The organism is Butyricimonas sp., assembly GCF_019423355.1.
GTDB classification, from domain to species: Bacteria; Bacteroidota; Bacteroidia; order Bacteroidales; family Marinifilaceae; genus Butyricimonas; species Butyricimonas faecihominis.
Genome location: NZ_JAHZBP010000004.1, coordinates 30,575 through 46,686 on the forward strand (window position 1 = coordinate 30,575; position 16,112 = coordinate 46,686).

Sequence of the window (16,112 nt, forward strand, 5' to 3'; positions counted from 1 at the left end):
ATTATGGTAATTAAAGTTTGCAAGACGACAGAATGGAGTGATCGAGATTGGGAAACTTATGTCATTGGTTATAATGAAGTATTCGGAACGGATGAAACGATAGCTGATTTTAAGAATAAATATTTTTCTGTTTGTAAAGGATATAGTTTGCATTCGTTATTAGTTTCTGATGAAGGGGATGTGGTTGGTGGTATTACAATAATTCCCTGCAATTATCGTTGTCATCAGGGATTTTTTCTTAACGGATTGGCTGTTGATGTTTTTATCCGGGAGTCTTTCAGAATAGATCCTTTGATGTTGAGAAAGTTATATAAACAACTTGTAGGGACACTTAAAGAGGAAGGTATTGAGGTGGTAACAGCGGTTCCTAATGCAACAGCATATCCTTATTGGAAGAATATTGTGAAATGGAAAGATATAGGTGAAATAAGTTATTGGGTAATACCTATCAAAATTAATAAAATTTTAAATTTAAAATTTTGTGGATGGTTGTTTGAGGGATTAACTCGGATTTATTTGTTTTGTGTTCTTTGTTTGTCTTATTGGGTGTCTTTAGGGAAGAGTAAAGCGAAAGATTATGCTTACGAGATAGATAAAGATGATAGGTATATTCAGAATAAATTTCATGGGACTAAGTATGCTAATTTTTCAGTGCAAGATATATTTTATTCTTATAGAATAGTGAATGAAGAGGGGATAAAGACTGCTTATATCATAGAAGCTACTCAAGAAGGGAAACGTTCGATAAAAGCTTTTTTGAAGGTAATAAAAGTAATACTACAACAAAATGTTGATTTAATAATTTATGTGGGAAAGATGGGATTGTTTCAACTTCTTTTTATTAAAGTACCTAAAAGATTGGAGCCTAAAAAATTGCCTCTCATGTGTGATGTGTTGATTCCTAATGACAAATTCTCTGATATATATGATATAAATAATTGGGATTTTGGATTACTAAATTATGATGTTCGATAGTTTAAGAGGTATGAAGAAAGTATTAGTAATTTCAGCTCATCCTGATGATGAAGTCTTAGGGATGGGGGGGACTATTGCTAAATTAACTTCAACAGGGTGTGAAGTACAACTTCTCATTGTTACAGATGGTAGTTCTTCTCAGTATCGCAATTCAGATGATTTAATGGCTATTATTAGTCATAAGAAAGAAGAAACCAGGAAATCGTCTGATATTTTGGGTATAAAATCTATTAGGTATGGAGGTTTACCAGATATGAGGCTTGATTGTACTCCACACGTTGAGATTAATAAGATTATAGAGAGTTCTGTTGATGAGTTTCAACCGGATACTATTTTTACTCATTTTTGGGGAGATGTAAATATTGATCATCAAAATGTATATAAATCAACTCTTGTTGCTGTTCGTCCTGTTTTAGGACAAGTCGTTAAGGAACTTTATTGTTATAGTGTTCCATCTTCAACGGAATGGACTCCAAACAAAAGTGAAACAATGTTCATGCCTAATGTTTTTGTAGATATAGAAATGTGCATGAAAAGAAAGTATGAAGCATTTAGTATGTATACGACAGAACTTAGGGAGTATCCTCATCCACGTTCTGTCCAGTATTTGAAAGAAGTGGATAGGGCTGCTGGTTTACGTGTAGGTTTATTTGCTGCCGAAGAATTTGTGCTACTTAGAATGATAAATTAATTATGTTCCTTTATCGTGTTGTAAAGAGAGTATTTGATGTATTATTTGCAGTCTTATTTTTGCTTGTTTTTTCTCCAATTTTTGTAATAACAATAATTGTAATTAAGATTGTTAGCCCGGGGCCAGTTTTTTATAAAGCTAGGAGAGTTGGTCTGCATGGTAATGTATTCACTTGTTATAAATTTCGCTCGATGTGTGTTGATAGTGGTGAGGTGAAACTGACGACCTTACAAAATGATAATAGAATATTTCCTTTTGGTTATTTTATCAGGAAAGCTAAGATAGATGAAATGCCTCAGGTATTTAATATTTTATTAGGACAGATGACGATTGTTGGCCCTCGACCAGAGGATGTCGCAAATGTTAGAAATTTATATCATGGTGAGTATAAGCGAATTTTGGATATTAAACCAGGACTTACTAGTCCTGCTAGTCTTTATGATTATACTCATGGAGAGCAATATGAAGATGAAAAATTGTATGAAACTGAATTTCTTCCACAAAAGTTGGCATTGGAATTATATTATGTGAAAAATCGAGGTTTGTTATATGATATGCTGCTAATACTGAAAACTGCATTCGTTATTGTTATGACGCTTTTTGGAAAACAATACTTCAAAAAACCTAAAGAGTTGGATATGATTGAAATGAGTATAAAATAATAAATTAAGATGAAATCGAGAATATGGCTTTCTTTAGCTCATATGAGCGGGCGAGAGCAGGAATTTATACAAGAGGCGTTTGATACGAACTGGGTGGTTCCCTTGGGGCCAAATGTAAATGCTTTTGAAAAATCTCTTAGAGATTTTTTAATTGGAGATGGAGGGTTGCAAATTGAAAATGAGGGAATGCGAATCGTGGCGTTGAGTGCGGGGACTGCGGCATTACATTTGGGGTTGATATTACTAGGGGTACAACCGGGAGATGAGGTAATTTGCCAGTCGTTCACGTTTGCGGCATCAGCGAACCCGATTGCTTACTTGGAAGCGACTCCGGTTTTTGTGGATAGTGAGAAGGAGACATGGAATATGGACCCGGTGTTGTTGGAGGAGGCGATCAAAGATCGGTTGGAAAAGACGGGAAAGTTACCGAAGGCGATTATTCCGGTACATTTGTACGGGATGCCAGGGAAAATGGACGAGGTGATGGAGGTGGCGAATTGTTACGGAATCCCCGTGTTAGAGGATTCGGCAGAAGCCTTGGGTTCTGAGTACAAGGGGAGGAAATGTGGAACGTTCGGAGAATACGGGGTACTGTCATTTAATGGTAACAAGATGATCACTACGTCGGGAGGTGGGGCATTGATATGTCCCAATGAGGAGAAAGCGAAACGGGCATTATTTTACGCAACCCAAGCAAGGGAACAAGCCCCGCATTACCAGCACGAGAAGATCGGTTATAATTACCGGATGAGTAATATCTGTGCGGGAATCGGGAGGGGACAGATGTTCGTGCTGGATGAGCACGTTACTCGGAGACGGGCGATTCATGACTTGTACGTGAAGTTACTAGCCGGAGTGAAGGGTGTGAAGGTGATGTGCCAGCCGGAAGGGGAGGGTTTTAACTCGAATTACTGGCTGACGTGTATCACTGTGGAACCGGAAGAGGCGGGTTTCACGAGAGAAGATGTCAGGTTAGCATTGGATGAGGAGAATATAGAGAGTCGGCCGTTGTGGAAGCCGATGCACTTGCAACCCGTGTTCAAAGATGCCCCGTATTACGGAAATGGGACAAGTGAACGTTTGTTCGAGATCGGGTTGTGCTTGCCGTCGGGTCCGACGTTGACAGATGAGGACGTGGAGAGAGTTACGAAAGTTGTGAAACAGCTTTCTGATTTTAGATTTTAAATATTAGATTGAAAGATTGAGAGCTTGATGATTTTTGGGTGAATGGTTGAGAGATTTGAGGAGGTATGATGATGTGATTTCCTGATTCCGATTTTTAAATTAAGAATATGTCCCGGGTAATAACGCCCGGGATTTTTTATTATTTTAAATTTAAAAACTATGACAGAATTGTTAAAGACGAGGTTCTTTGCATTATTGGCAGGAGAATCACAGGAGGAAATTACGAAAGAAAGTTTAGAGGAAGAATTAGGAAAATTTGTTGAAGAGGTTGCGGGGCTATGCGACACGGGAGAGGATTATTTGTCGACGTGCCGTGCGTTGAATTACACGAAGACTCGATTGCAGGCATTATTAGAGATGTACAAGGACTGTGATGGGGTGGGGGAAAAAAGGGGCGTGTCGGTTATGCTTTATCGGGCGAGGATTGCAAGTGGTTGAGGACGAATGGCTGCTTTTTCACGAGAAGATGGATAATCCGGAGAGGTTCCTGAAAAATAAGGAGAAGAAGGCGTTGGTGTACTGGAAGACGGAAAATGTGCTGACAAAAGTGATGGAACTATTGATTGGTTTCGAGGCTCTTGAAGAATTTTATTCTCCGACTGGAAAGTTACTGGAGTTTTGCGAGTTGGTGGCCATTGCAGAGCAGGTTTTGGGGATCCAGATCAAAAATTATCGGCAGTTGAAAAGCAGGGTATTGAAACGGTATAAGGAGGAGACGGTTTTGGATCAATTGGAGAGGTTGATTGAGAAATTGAGGGCACAGGCTTACAAGTAGATTAAAATTTAGAGTTTAGAATCTAGAGTGAAAAGTTGGTAAGATTTTAGGGTAGTAGGAGTTTAAAACACTTTTGCTACCCTTTTTTGTTGTCTTGAAAGTGGGGAATGAGTACTTTTTTGAATGCTGGTAATCATGGGGTTGGGATTATTTTGTTTGACGGAACCGTGGCGTATAACAAGCGGGGAGTTGAAGAGTTGTAATATTGCATTCGGAAATCAGCGAGAGTTGATGAGATAAAAATAGTATTCATTTAAAAAAAGAGTTATGGCTTTAGTTCGTAATGAATTTGGAATAAGGGGGCGAGTCGGAAATGTCGTTTTCTGCAAGCTGAACGGGAAGTCTTATATGAGGAGTTTGCCCGATAGAATTGATCCTAATACACCGAAACAGCAGGAAGTGAGATCCCGTTTCCGGGTGGCCGTGCGTTTCTACAAGAAGATAAAGGAGACTCCCTTGAAGGGTATTCTGGATCTTTCGGCTGACAAGATCTGTAGTAGTGGGTATGCGCTTTTTATGAAAAAGAATTTGAAGGCGTTTCGGGCAAACGGGAAGATCGGTGATTTTTCGCAATTGCATTTTTCTGCCGGGAAACGACAACAGGCGTATAATCTGCAGGGGAGAATGGATGATCAAGGAATCGTCACGCTGGATTGGGAGAATGACGAGGAGGCGTACAATTTTGAGGCGACAGATCGTTTGAATGTTATCGTGCTTCCGTCGAATCGTTCATTTAGCCCGAAGTTGTTGGAGGGATTGGAGGTATTGCGGGTGGCAGAAAAGGCGACTTTCCCGTTAGAGCGTGGTAAGGGGATGAAGATACATTTGTATTGTTTTTTCGAGTCCCCGGATGGGAAACGATTCTCGAATTCGCAGTACATTAAATTGTGAACGGGGAATGAAACCGATAAGTGGAATCGTTAATTCGATCAGCGAGTTGATTGGTCAATTAACACTCCCGGCGAGGGAGAAAAAAGAGCTGGAAACCGGGTTGTTGAAATTGATGCAGGAACTGGAACGGGAATTAGCACAGGCGAGAGCGGTCACGGTACAGGAGGAAGTGAGGGGGAATTGGTTGCAACGATCGTGGCGGCCGCTGGTGATGTTGACATTTGCCAGTGTTATTTTGATCGGGACTTTTACCAGTTTACCGATTCTGGATGAAACTTCCCGGTTCTGGGATTTATTGGAGATCGGGTTGGGCGGGTACGTGGTGGGGAGAAGTGGGGAAAAAATCATGCAGGCATTCGCACGAAAGCCACGCTAATTTTAGATTTGATGATTGTAGATCCTATCGATTAAGTGATTTAATGATTTTCGATTAAGTGATTTTAATCACCCAATCATCGAATCGGCAATCACGGAATCTTTTTCATTCTAAACTCTAAATTTTAAACTTTAAATTTTTTGTTATGGAGGTATTTTCAAGTTCTAATTCACCATTTTCAATTGTAAACCATCGTTTGGTGGGTGGTGGAGTAATTCATGTCGTGTGTGAGAAGAATAGGCGAGGATTGGGAGAGCCGGATATGATTATTTTACATTACACGGGAAGTACTAGTGCCATGTCTTCGGCAAAATTCTTGGTAAGGCCGGACGTGAAAGCGTCAGCGCACGTGGTGATCGGGCGGGATGGGCAGGTGATACAACTGGTGCCGTTTAATATCGAGGCTTGGCACGCGGGGAAGAGTAGTTACGGGGGAAGGTGCGAGCTGAATCATTATTCCATTGGGATCGAGCTGGATAATTTAGGGCAGTTGCGACTGGAAGGGGGAAAGTTCGTGGCGGAGTGTGGTCGGGAAGTTCCCGTGAAGGACGTGTACACGGAAGATTCGGGTGAAATGCCGACATATTGGCATGATTACACGGACGTGCAGATGCAGGTGTTGAACGAGGTGTGTGGTTTGCTGGTGGATGCTTATCCTATCGGGGACATCGTGGGACATTCTGATGTGACATCGAGAAAGGTGGATCCGGGACCGGCATTGAGGGTGGCGGACTGGATTCGGTATTATTGATTTTAGATTTTAAATTTTAGATTGGAACTCCCTCCCCCCTTCGGGGTACTCCCTCTATAAACAGAGGGAGAGTTGGATTACTCGTTGTTTTGGGGAAGCTTTTCATTCTAAATGTTATATTTTAAATTCCATTCTTCGTGTAGGGCCCATGCGGGGAGTGCGGGATTATTTTAAATTTTCTGATTTATTCATTTTTAAATTTTAATGTTATGGCAAAATTTAATTCTTATTTATTAGGCAAGGTAAAGAAGTCCGTTGGTAACGTGACGATGTGTTACACGAACAAGCAGAATATCGCGAAGGCGAAGATCTTTTCAAGGAAGGATAACCCAACACCGGAGATGCTTGATCAACGGGCGAAGATGAAGGTGTTGGTTCAGTTGTCTCGGAGATTGATTCCGGTGATTCGGAAAGGTTTCGTGGGCATGGGAAATGGTACGACTTCGAATGCTTTCGTGAAAGCGAATCAGGCAGCAGTGGAAGTGGACGAGAAACACGTGGCAACCATCGTGTTTGATCGGTTAAAAATGGCTACCGGGTTGTTGTACACGCCTAAGGTAACTGTAACGTACGCCTCGGAGAGTAAGATGTATTCTTTCGAACAGGAGATGCAAGAAGAAGAGGAGGGGTATGCGTTGGCGGATGACAAGGTGTATGGCGTGTTGTTGGAAACCGTGTTGAATCGTGCCAAGATTGTTCCGTTGAGAGATCGGGGAGAGAATGGTAACACGAGTTACGCGCTTCCCGAGGATTGGGATGAGGCTAACGTGAAGGTGTATTGTTTCGCAACCTTGAAGAACGGGAGTGCGGCATCGGACAGTCGTTATTTGACGGTATGATAAGCGTGTACTTTTTTACCGGAATATTTTTCACGCTGGGATTTAATGCTTTCCTCTCACAGGTAGCTGATGATTTCGTGACAGGGGTGTTGAGTATCGTGGGAGGAGTGATTAGCTCGGTCGTGGTGGCTTGGTGTAAGAATCGATGGGAGCGGAAACGTTCCGGACGATAAGGGAAAGGGGTGGCTTCGGCTGCCCCTTTAGTTTGTAAAGTGAGGGAGGAGAGTTTTCATCATGATGAAAACTTTGATCTAATTTGCTTGAAGTTTTCATTATAATGAAAACTTTTTCGTATTTTTGGAAGAGTTTTAATTATAATGAAAATGGAGAATATAAAATATAGAGAACATTATTTGAGGAAAATAGAGCCCTTTATGGGAACGTCTTTGATCAAAGTTATAACCGGACAACGTCGAGTTGGGAAAAGTTATATTTTATTTCAACTAATAGAATTGATCCGGAAAAAGGAATCCGAGGCAAATATTATTTATATAAATCTGGAAGATATCGCTTTTGATTTTATAAAATCTGCAAAGGAGCTATATGCTTACGTGATGAGTAAATGCTTAAAAGAGAGTAAGAATTATATATTTATTGATGAGGTGCAGGAGGTTCGTGAATTCGAGAAAGCTCTACGTTCACTGGTTTTGGATGAAAATAACGATATATACGTGACGGGGAGTAATGCAAAAATGTTGTCCGGAGAATTAGCTACTTATTTGGGGGGACGGTATATTGAGTTCACGATATATAGTTTGTCATATCCTGAGTTTTTACAATTTCATGGACTTGAAAATTCGGATGAAAGTTTTAGATTATATACTAGGTATGGAGGATTGCCCTATTTGATGCATTTGAAATTAGAAGATGGAATTGTTTTTGAATATTTAAAGAGTATATATTCCACGATTATTTATCGGGATGTGGTTAGCCGATATGCTTTACGGAATACTGATTTCTTAGAGAGGTTACTTCTGTTTCTTGCAGATAATGTGGGAAGTATATTTTCAGCCAAAGGGATAAGTGATTATTTGAAATCGCAACGAGTCACGCTGGGGGTGAATCAGATCCTGACTTATATCGAGCATTTTACAAATGCTTTTATTATTTCTTGTGTTGATCGGTATGATATTGTGGGGAAGCGTATTTTTGAGGTAGGAAATAAGTATTATTTTGAAAATCTGGGAATTCGAAATGTTATAGCAGGTTTTAAACTCCAAGATCAAGGGAAAGTATTAGAAAATATTGTTTATAATCATTTGCTTTATCAAGGGTATAAGGTTTCCGTGGGAGTATTGGAGAAACAAGAAGTTGATTTTATTGGTGAGCGGGAGGGAGAAAAGGTGTATGTACAGGTTGCGTTACAATTAAATGATGAAGCAACTATCCAACGGGAATTTGGCAATCTTTTAAAAATAGAAGATAATTATCCCAAGTTTGTCGTCTCACAAGATTTATTTCATGGAAATACTTATGAGGGAATACAATATTTGGGGATTTGTGATTTTTTAATGAATGTTAGGTAAAAAAAGAGACTGAATAATCAGTCTCTTTTTTCGTATTATCTTTTCAACTTTTCAGTTAAAAGCGGAACGATCTTGCGAACATCGCCGACGATACCCAAATCTGCCACGTTGAAGATCGGGGCAAATTTGTCTTTGTTGATTGCGATGATGTATTCGGATTCTTCCATACCGGCCAAGTGCTGGATTGCTCCGGAGATACCCATGGCGAAGTACAAGTCGGGACGTACGGTTTTACCGGTTTGCCCTACCTGACGTTCGTGTCCCAATACTCCGGCATCAACCATGGCACGGGAGGCGGATACTTCAGCTCCGATGGTGTTTGCCATTGCACGCAACATATCGAATCCTTCTGCATTACCCACTCCACGACCTCCGGAGATCAATACATGAGCTTCGGTGATGTCAACCAAGTTCTTGGTTTGTTTGACTGTTTCAAGAACACGTACACGGAATTTAGATTTATCGAAGTTGATTTTTACATCTTCGATCGTTCCTTGCCGATTCTCGTCACGTTGTCCCATGCGCATTACGCCCGGACGAACGGTTGACATTTGGGGACGGTGTTCCTTGCAGATGATGGTTGCCATCAAGTTTCCACCGAATGCCGGACGGGTCATTAACAAATCCCGTTCTTCGGAAATTTCCAATCCGGTACAGTCTGCAGTCAATCCGGTTTCTACACGGGCAGACAAGCGCGGGCCGAGGTCACGACCGATGGTAGTTGCCCCGATCAGCACGATGCTTGGTTTGTTGTCACGGATGATCTGGTAAATAGCCTGTGCGTAAGGTTCGGTAACGTAGGTTGCCAATTCCGGAGCATCTACACGTAACACGGTGTCAGCCCCGTAAGCAATACATTCCTGAGCTTGCGTCGTCAGGTCATGTCCCAATAACATGGCATATACTTTCTCATTTAAAGCATCAGCTAATTCTCTGGCTTTACCTAACAATTCCAGACCCACGTTTTGGATAACGCCTTCTCTTTGTTCAACGAAGACGTAAACGTTTTTATATTGTGCCTTATCCATTTCTAATTTTAGATTTAATGATTTTAGATTTAAGATTAAAATAATCCTAATCTATCCTCTTCATTAGATAATAAATTTTTCTTTCAATTTGCTGATAATAATGTCTACAGCTTCTGCAGGGTCTACTTCGTAGATTTGTCCGGCAGCTTTTACACCCTTGGTGAATGATTTGAATACACGGGTCGGTGATCCGTTCAATCCGATCTTCTGATCATCCACGGTGATGTCGTTGTAGGTCCATGTTTCGATGGGGTGGTTGTAAGCCTCAACGATTCCTCTTACAGACATGTAACGGGGTTTTACTCCGGATGCCAATGCGGTGAACACGCAAGGAGTGTCTACTTGTACCATCTGGTAACCGTCTTCCATGGATTTCTTCACCGTGAAAGTCTTGTTCCCGTCGAAAGTCAAGCTTTCCACGTAAGTTACTTGCGGTAAATCCAGGTGTTCAGCGATCTGCGGGCCAACCTGTGCGGTATCCCCGTCGATAGCCTGACGTCCGGTGATCACTAAGTCGAATTCCAGAGATCTCAAGGCTGCGGCAATAGTATTAGAAGTGGCCAATGTATCGGCTCCACCGAATTTGCGGTCGCTTAACAGGATGGCACGATCCACTCCCATGGCGTATGCCTCTCTTAGGATAGCTTCTGCCTGAGGCGGTCCCATGGTGATCACGGTCACGTGTGCTCCATATTGATCTTTTAATTGAAGGGCAAATTCAAGTCCTCCCTTGTCATCGGGATTCATAATACTGGGTACACCGTCTCTGATAAGGGTTCCTGTAACGGGGTCCAGTTTGATTTCCGTGGTATCCGGAACTTGTTTAATACAAACAACGATCTTCATGTCAACTGTCTTTTACTTTAATAAATTTGCTGCAATCACCATTCTCTGAACTTCTGACGTACCCTCGTAGATTTCAGTAATCTTGGCATCTCTCATCATTCTTTCAACGGGATATTCACGGGTATATCCATATCCTCCGTGGAACTGTACGGCTTTGGTCGTTACTTCCATGGCCGTCTCTGCCGCGAATAGTTTAGCCATAGCTGCATCTGCGGAATAAGGCACTTTCTGGTCTTTTTTGTAGGCAGCTTGTCTTACTAATAAGCGGGATGCTTCCACTTTGGTCTGCAGGTCAGCCAATTGGAATTGAGTGTTCTGGAATTGACCGAGGGATTTTCCGAATTGTTTACGCTCTTTCACGTATTTCACGGTTTCGTCCATGGCTCCTTGGGCGATACCCAATGCTTGAGAAGCGATTCCGATACGTCCGCCGTCAAGTGTTTTCATGGCAATACCAAAACCTTTACCTTCTTGTCCGAGTAAGTTCTCGGCAGGAACGATACAGTTTTCCATGATCAGCTCGCAAGTAGCCGAACCGCGGATACCCATTTTCTTCTCTTTTTTACCGATAGAGAATCCCGGGAAATCTTTTTCCACGATAAAGGCGGAAATTCCTTTGGTCCCTTTGGATTTATCGGTCATCGCCATGATGATATACACGTGTGCATAGCCGGCATTGGTGATGAAGATTTTAGATCCGTTAAGCACGTAATGATCTCCCTCTTTCACCGCGAAAGTCTGTTGTGCGGATGCGTCTGTTCCGGCGTTCGGTTCTGTCAGACCGAATGCTCCGATCCATTCACCGGAAGTCAACTTGGGAAGATACTTGGCTTTTTGTTCGGGCGTACCGTGTTCCATGATCGGCGCGCAACACAAAGAGGTGTGTGCGGATACGATTACTCCGGTCGTGGCACATACACGGGATAACTCCTCTACCGCCATCGTGTAAAGGATGTTGTTACCACCGGCACCGCCGTATTCAACCGGGAATGGGATACCCATAATACCAAGTTTTGCCATTTTTTGAACGGTTTCCATCGGGAATCTTTCTGATTCGTCCACTTCCGCCGCCAGAGGTTTTACCTCTTTCTCTGCAAACTCTCTTATCATTTGTAAGAAGAGTTGGTCTTGTTTTGATAGACTGAAATCCATTATTATAAATGTTTTTAATTGATCGAAGCTAGTTTTTAATTCTAAATCAACATTTCTTCAGAATTAAGGCCGTCCCCATGCCCCCTCCGATACAGAGGGATGCAAGACCTAATTTTGCTTCATTGTTTATCATTTCATGTACTAATGATACAACGATGCGGTTTCCTGATGCCCCGATGGGATGTCCCAGTGCAATTGCACCACCGTTGATGTTCGTACGTTCATTTATCCATTCTCTCGTAACGCCGTGTTGTGCCATGAGTTCGTGAATGACTCCCAGTGATTGTGCCGCGAAAGCCTCGTTTAACTCGATCACGTCGATGTCGGATAGTTTGATTCCGGCGTTCTTGAGCGCATTGGCAATGGCTGGCACGGGGCCCATACCCATGATGGCCGGGTCCACACCGCCTTGTCCGACACCAATGATCTCGCATAGAGGGGTTAAGTTGTATTGTTTTACAGCTTCTTTCGATGCGATCAGTACGAATGATGCCCCGTCGTTGATTCCCGAAGCATTACCGGCCGTGACGGAACCCTCTTTTTTGAAAGCGGGACGTAAGGTCGATAATTTCTCTAGGGAGGTCGTCCGGTTCGGGAATTCATCCGTGTCGAACACGTGAGTCTCTTTCTTCACCTTGTACTCTATAGGCACGATTTCTGACTTGAATTTACCATTATCGATAGCCGCAATAGCACGTTGTTGCGATTCGATTGCAAATTCATCCTGTTCTTCCCGGCTGATCGCGTATTTTTCCGCGATGTTTTCAGCCGTTATGCCCATGTGGTATCCTTCGAAGGCGTCCGTCAGACCATCATACACCATGTGGTCCACTACTGTCACGTCGCCCATCTTGTGCCCGTCACGTACACGTGCCGGGAGGATATAGCCCGCATTGGACATGGATTCGGTTCCTCCTGCAATGATCAGGTTCGCCAGCCCCGATTTGATAGCGGTTACACCATTGAGCACGGCTTTCATACCGCTCCCGCATATCATGTTGATTCCGTAAGCCGGAACTTCTTGTGGGATCCCCCCTTTGATGGATGCCTGACGGGCTACACCTTGACCCTGTCCGGCGGATAGTACGTTGCCGACGATCACTTCATCAATATTGGCGGGATTGACTCCGGTTTCCGCGATAATGTTTTTTATTACGGCGGCACCCAAGTCTGCTGCTGTCATTGAAAGAGTTGTTCCTAAAAATTTGCCGATCGCTGTTCTTTTTGCTGCTACGATATAGGTTTTTGTCATTGAGGCATTGCTTTTAAGTTTTTGGAAATTATTAATTCACAGCCTGTAGCTGCTTTGATGTCATCTAAAGTAAATTCAGGGTTTAATTCTACCAGTTCGATTCCGGCAGGGGTAATGTTCATAACACCCATTTCGGTGATAATCATGTCAACTTCCCCGGCAGCGGTTAACGGCAGTGTGCATTCTTTCAAAATCTTGTGATTCCCTTTTGCCGTGTGTTCCATGGCAAGGATCACTTTTTTAGCACCTACCAAAAGGTCCATGGCTCCACCCATACCCGGGGCTTTTTTACCGGGGATGATCCAGTTTGCCAAGTTTCCTTTCTCGTCTACCTGTAAAGCACCAAGAATGGTGACATCCACGTGTCCACCGCGGATAAGTCCGAAAGAGGTTGCGCTGTCAAAGCTGCAGGCGCCTTCGATTGCCGTGATGTAGCCACCACCGGCATCCGTCAATTCCGGATTTTCTTTACCTTCTTCCGGTTTCGGACCCATACCTAATAATCCGTTTTCGGATTGTAGGATCACGTGTACGTTTTTGGGCAAGTAGTTCGGTACCATCGTTGGCAGTCCGATTCCCAAGTTTACCACGTCGCCGTCTTTTAATTCGAGAGCTACCCGTTTTGCGATAACTTCTCTTACTTGATCTTTATCCATACCGTTTTCAATTTAAAATGCTATTTATTTTTTCTTCTAACAAATTCTTGTGCAACAAATGACGCCACGTCATCCGCATAGGTGTTCATGCCGAAACCTGCATCGTAACCCAGCTCTTTTGCCAATTCGTGGGAGATACGAGGACCACCGCAAGCTAAGATTACTTTATCTCGCAAGCCTTCTGCCTCCAGCATTTCCACGAGTTCGATCAAGTTCTTGATGTGAACATCTTTTTGGGTAACGGTCTGGGATACCAGAAGAGCATCGGCTTTCAGCTCGATAGCTTTGGCAATAAACTCTTCATTGGGAACTTGGCTTCCCAAGTTGTGAGCCTCGATCATGTCGTAACGTTCCAGTCCGTAGTGTCCGGCAAATCCTTTCATGTTCATGATGGCGTCGATTCCCACGGTGTGAGCGTCGGTTCCGGTACTTGCTCCCACAACAACTAAAGGACGTCCGATATTTTCACGGATGAACTCGTCCGTTTCGTGCATATCCCATTTCGTTCCTTCTACTTTCGGCACATGAATACTCGTGAAGTCCACGGTGTGCGTGCAGCTACCGTAACAGTTGAAGAAGGTGTAGCCCTCGGTCAACTCTTTGTGGAACACTACTTGCGGGTTCTCGAAACCCATTTTTTTCAACAATTGTTTTGCGGCTTCGATAGCCTCATCCCCGGCAGGTACGGGCAACGTGAAACTCAACTGAGTTTTCCCGTCGTTCATCGTGTCCCCGTAAGGTTTTATTTTTTTCAGATCCAGCGTCTGGTCGAAATCATTTTTTTCGGTAGAATATAATCCTCCACTCATAATGAATTGAAAATTGAAAATGCAAAATTGAAAATTATCAATCGCATTGGTTTAAATTTTATTTTTATTCACTCTCTTGAAACTTGGAACTAAAAATGACAAGTCGTCATTTTCAATTCTCAATTTTCAATTTTCAATTGCCTTTCAGCATTAACTCGATAAACGGGTTATAGTAGTTGGCGCCTTTGGCTGCAACTCCGTCAAGTCCTTTACCACCATTCTTCGGACGTTTCACGTCACCGAAGATTCCTTTTTCCAAAGCGGTGAAAAGACCTTCACGTTCAATGTTTTCAAGTAATGCGATAGCGTTATTCAATACTTCCTTGGCACGATTCTGGATGATACCGTCCTTTTTGAACTCTACCTCGTCACCGATATTCTTCATGTTACTGAAGATATACTTGGCGTTCTCGATAGAAAGGTAACGGTCGGACATGAACGGTGTGTGGATAGCTTCTGTCGGCATACCCAATAATTGGATTCCTTGTGAAGTCCAGATTCCGATCATGTTGAAAAGTGCATCCTGAATGTGTCCGCGGAAAATATTTCCCGTCATGAATTTGGTTGGAGGCATATATTTTAAAGTGGCTTTCGGGAAAATCTCACGGGTCATTTGAGCCTGAGACAATTCCAGTAAGAATCCGTTTTCAAGAGACGGGTCCATTTCGAAAGCGTGTCCTAATCCCATTTGTTCTTCTTTCAATCCGGCGATCAAGGCTAATTGCTCGTTAATCAAGTCGGATGCCAGTACGGTGTGTGCCTGTTCCACGGCATCAGCGGTGGTTAGGTAGTTGTCCTCTCCGGTATTGATGATCACCCCGGCGAATCCGTTGATTACCCTTGACATGAACTGGTCAACCAGTGTACGCTGCATATTGATATCCCGGAATAGGATCCCGTAAAGAGCGTCGTTCAACATCACATCCAAGCCTTCCAGCGCTCCCATAGCCGCAATTTCCGGCATACATAAACCTGAACAATAGTTACATAAGCGGATGTAACGGCCTACTTCTTCGCTTACTTCATCCAAAGCCTTACGCATGATGCGGAAGTTTTCTTGTGTAGCGAAGGTTCCCCCGAATCCTTCCGTGGTAGCTCCATAAGGCACGTAATCCAACAAACTCTGCCCTGTTGTACGGATTACGGCAATGATGTCAGCCCCCTGACGTGCGGCAGCCTGTGCCTGTACCACGTCTTCGTAGATGTTTCCGGTAGCCACGATCACGTAGAGATAAGGTTTCGGACCTTCTCCGATCGTGTTCAAGTAGTTTTCTTTCTTGGCACGGCGATCACTGATCCGTTTGATACTTGCGTCAACGTGTGGTTTAAGTGCGGCTTTAATCTTGTCTGTCGGGTGAACGGGTAGCGTGGTGATGTCCAGAGTCCCCTCTGCAACTTTCTCTGCTATTTGTTGCGGGTTCATACCGGTTTCCACGATTGCGTTTCCGAGGAAGAATAGAATTCCTTCACCTAACACGCCTTTGTCTTTGATCTCGTCTACCAGCACGTTGGGTAGGGGCACGGTGTTAGCGTCAACCCCGTCAATACCGAGCAAACGGCATAACGTACGCTCAACGGCAACGGTAGAGTATTGTTCCACGAATTTTTGTACATCGTCGGCTATCTTCCGGGCCACGTCCTTTGCGTGTGCCACTTTGGTGAAATCAAGCCCTAGTTTACTGTTCTGCATATCTTTGT

The 16,112-nt window shown here is 43.1% G+C and carries 19 protein-coding genes; 12 read left to right on the forward strand and 7 right to left on the reverse strand.

Annotated elements, in window-relative coordinates:
• The first annotated feature begins 3 nt into the window (after positions 1–3).
• From QVC79_RS06630 to QVC79_RS06685, 12 genes are all read left to right on the forward strand, one after another.
• Positions 4–975: a hypothetical protein gene (locus tag QVC79_RS06630; protein WP_270592048.1), complete on the forward strand. Its 972-nt coding sequence runs from the start codon at positions 4–6 to the stop codon at positions 973–975.
• Positions 976–985: 10 nt separating this feature from the next.
• On the forward strand, positions 986–1,666 hold the full coding sequence (locus QVC79_RS06635; RefSeq protein ID WP_270592051.1) for a PIG-L deacetylase family protein: 681 nt from the start codon (positions 986–988) through the stop codon (positions 1,664–1,666).
• A gap of 2 nt (positions 1,667–1,668) precedes the next feature.
• A complete protein-coding gene (locus QVC79_RS06640) occupies positions 1,669–2,328 on the forward strand; it encodes a sugar transferase (RefSeq protein WP_270592053.1) in 660 nt (219 codons plus the stop codon).
• Between the two features lie 9 nt (positions 2,329–2,337).
• Positions 2,338–3,513, forward strand: a complete 1,176-nt coding sequence (locus tag QVC79_RS06645; RefSeq protein ID WP_270592054.1) for a DegT/DnrJ/EryC1/StrS family aminotransferase — start codon at positions 2,338–2,340, stop codon at positions 3,511–3,513.
• A 159-nt stretch (positions 3,514–3,672) separates the two neighbouring features.
• Positions 3,673–3,951: a hypothetical protein gene (locus tag QVC79_RS06650; RefSeq protein ID WP_124317944.1), complete on the forward strand. Its 279-nt coding sequence runs from the start codon at positions 3,673–3,675 to the stop codon at positions 3,949–3,951.
• The gene (locus tag QVC79_RS06655) at positions 3,887–4,288 is read left to right on the forward strand and encodes a hypothetical protein (RefSeq protein ID WP_270592060.1); all 402 of its coding nucleotides are present in this window, start codon (positions 3,887–3,889) and stop codon (positions 4,286–4,288) included. The genes QVC79_RS06650 and QVC79_RS06655 overlap by 65 nt, the downstream gene beginning before the upstream one ends.
• Positions 4,289–4,555: 267 nt before the next feature.
• Positions 4,556–5,179, forward strand: a complete 624-nt coding sequence (locus QVC79_RS06660; protein ID WP_270592063.1) for a DUF6266 family protein — start codon at positions 4,556–4,558, stop codon at positions 5,177–5,179.
• Positions 5,180–5,186: 7 nt separating this feature from the next.
• The gene (locus QVC79_RS06665; protein WP_270592065.1) at positions 5,187–5,555 is read left to right on the forward strand and encodes a 3TM-type holin; all 369 of its coding nucleotides are present in this window, start codon (positions 5,187–5,189) and stop codon (positions 5,553–5,555) included.
• A 145-nt stretch (positions 5,556–5,700) separates the two neighbouring features.
• Positions 5,701–6,306, forward strand: coding sequence for an N-acetylmuramoyl-L-alanine amidase (locus QVC79_RS06670; RefSeq protein WP_270592067.1), 606 nt, complete (start codon positions 5,701–5,703; stop codon positions 6,304–6,306).
• A gap of 209 nt (positions 6,307–6,515) precedes the next feature.
• Complete coding sequence (locus tag QVC79_RS06675; protein ID WP_270592071.1) at positions 6,516–7,145, forward strand: hypothetical protein; 630 nt, start codon at positions 6,516–6,518, stop codon at positions 7,143–7,145.
• The gene (locus QVC79_RS06680) at positions 7,142–7,318 is read left to right on the forward strand and encodes a hypothetical protein (RefSeq protein WP_164720113.1); all 177 of its coding nucleotides are present in this window, start codon (positions 7,142–7,144) and stop codon (positions 7,316–7,318) included. The genes QVC79_RS06675 and QVC79_RS06680 overlap by 4 nt, the downstream gene beginning before the upstream one ends.
• A gap of 150 nt (positions 7,319–7,468) precedes the next feature.
• The gene (locus QVC79_RS06685) at positions 7,469–8,671 is read left to right on the forward strand and encodes an ATP-binding protein (RefSeq protein ID WP_416336067.1); all 1,203 of its coding nucleotides are present in this window, start codon (positions 7,469–7,471) and stop codon (positions 8,669–8,671) included.
• Positions 8,672–8,706: 35 nt separating this feature from the next.
• Here the strand turns inward: QVC79_RS06685 and QVC79_RS06690 are convergent, their stop codons facing one another.
• The 7 genes from QVC79_RS06690 to kamD form a co-directional block, all read right to left on the reverse strand.
• Entirely contained in the window at positions 8,707–9,699 is a 993-nt protein-coding gene (locus tag QVC79_RS06690) for an electron transfer flavoprotein subunit alpha/FixB family protein (protein WP_270592080.1), read from the reverse strand.
• Positions 9,700–9,762: 63 nt separating this feature from the next.
• Positions 9,763–10,545 (reverse strand): electron transfer flavoprotein subunit beta/FixA family protein, encoded by a 783-nt coding sequence (locus tag QVC79_RS06695; RefSeq protein ID WP_087420716.1) that lies wholly within the window; start codon positions 10,543–10,545, stop codon positions 9,763–9,765.
• A 12-nt stretch (positions 10,546–10,557) separates the two neighbouring features.
• Positions 10,558–11,697: an acyl-CoA dehydrogenase gene (locus QVC79_RS06700; protein ID WP_124316846.1), complete on the reverse strand. Its 1,140-nt coding sequence runs from the start codon at positions 11,695–11,697 to the stop codon at positions 10,558–10,560.
• A 46-nt stretch (positions 11,698–11,743) separates the two neighbouring features.
• Positions 11,744–12,949 carry an acetyl-CoA C-acetyltransferase gene (locus QVC79_RS06705; RefSeq protein ID WP_270592081.1) on the reverse strand — a complete coding sequence of 402 codons (1,206 nt, stop codon included), beginning with the start codon at positions 12,947–12,949 and terminating at the stop codon, positions 11,744–11,746.
• On the reverse strand, positions 12,946–13,605 hold the full coding sequence (locus tag QVC79_RS06710; RefSeq protein ID WP_087420719.1) for a 3-oxoacid CoA-transferase subunit B: 660 nt from the start codon (positions 13,603–13,605) through the stop codon (positions 12,946–12,948). Before QVC79_RS06710 ends, QVC79_RS06705 begins: the two co-directional genes overlap by 4 nt.
• Positions 13,606–13,625: 20 nt before the next feature.
• Positions 13,626–14,414: a lysine 5,6-aminomutase subunit beta gene (kamE, locus tag QVC79_RS06715; RefSeq protein WP_124316844.1), complete on the reverse strand. Its 789-nt coding sequence runs from the start codon at positions 14,412–14,414 to the stop codon at positions 13,626–13,628.
• A gap of 133 nt (positions 14,415–14,547) precedes the next feature.
• Positions 14,548–16,104 (reverse strand): lysine 5,6-aminomutase subunit alpha, encoded by a 1,557-nt coding sequence (gene kamD / locus QVC79_RS06720; protein ID WP_270592085.1) that lies wholly within the window; start codon positions 16,102–16,104, stop codon positions 14,548–14,550.
• Between the last annotated feature and the right edge of the window lie 8 nt (positions 16,105–16,112).